The sequence below is a fragment of the Pseudomonadota bacterium genome, from assembly GCA_022361155.1.
Taxonomy (GTDB): domain Bacteria; phylum Myxococcota_A; class Polyangia; order Polyangiales; family JAKSBK01; genus JAKSBK01.
Genome location: JAKSBK010000061.1, coordinates 1 through 1150, shown reverse-complemented (window position 1 = coordinate 1150; position 1150 = coordinate 1). Strand labels below are relative to the sequence as shown.

The following is a 1150-nucleotide window of genomic DNA, read 5'->3' as shown; positions in this document are numbered from 1 at the left end:
GTCTTGGCGGCGTTGGCGGTCTTGGCGGCGTTGGCGGTCTTGGTGGCTTCGGCGGCGGGAGCTTCTGCGATCCGGGTCGCGGCGACTGCGACAACAACGGCACCTGCGAGATCAATACGTATACATCCGAACAGCATTGCGGCTTCTGCGGCAACCGGTGCCAGTTGCCCAATGCGGGCGAACGTTGCGTCAGCGGCTTGTGCACCCTGGTTTCCTGCAGCTCGGGCCGCAACAACTGCGACGGAAACCCCCTGAACGGCTGCGAGCGGCAGGGCCCCTGTCCGGGCGTAGGGGGCATCGGCCAGTGCCAACCTGGCACGGCAGACTGCAACAACCAGGGAGGCTGCGAGGCCAACCTGATGACGTCCGAGACGCACTGCGGCGGCTGCTTCCGCAGGTGTCAGCTTCCGAATGCGAGCGAAAGCTGCATCTCGGGCGTGTGCACGCTCACCAACTGCTCGAGCGGCTGGAACAACTGCGATGCCAACCCGTTCAACGGCTGCGAAACCCTGGGCCCCTGCACCGGGTTTCCTCCGCCGCCGCCTCCTCCCGGGGGTGGCATCGGCATGTGCCAAGGCCAACGCGGGCGCGGCGACTGCGACAACAACGGCACCTGCGAGACCAATCTGCACACCTCCGAGCAGCACTGCGGCTTCTGCGGCAGCGTGTGCCAGTTCCCCAACGCGAGCGAGGACTGCATCAGCGGTGTGTGCACGCTCACCAACTGCCCGAGCAACCGTTTCAATTGCGACGGCAATCCGCTCAACGGCTGCGAATCGACCTTCCCTTGCTCCCACATCGGCGGTCAAGGTCAGTGCCGGCCGGGCAGAGCAAACTGCGACAACATCGGCACCTGCGAAACCAACCTGCTCACGTCGGAGCAAAGCTGCGGTTTGTGCGGCGCTACCTGTCAGCTGCCGCGCGCCAACGAACGCTGCGTGAGCGGCATCTGCACCATCACCAGCTGCAACTCGGGTTGGAACGATTGCGACCGCAATCCCTTCAACGGCTGCGAACGCCAGGGACCCTGTTGATTCGGGCGCCCGCACGGCTCGAGCCATCAGGGCACTGTCAGGGCTGGCTCACTCGTGTGCCATGCGATGGCGCGGGCCCTGGAAGTAATGCTCGGGCCAGTAGCGCGCAAGATTGG

Annotated in this window: 1 protein-coding gene; it reads left to right on the top strand. The window is 65.3% G+C overall.

Annotated features, from left to right (window positions below; all coding sequences use genetic code 11):
• Window positions 1-1034 (top strand): hypothetical protein (locus tag MJD61_01705; GenBank protein ID MCG8553993.1); only part of this gene is annotated, 1034 nt, incomplete at its 5' end.
• Window positions 1035-1150 lie beyond the last annotated feature (116 nt).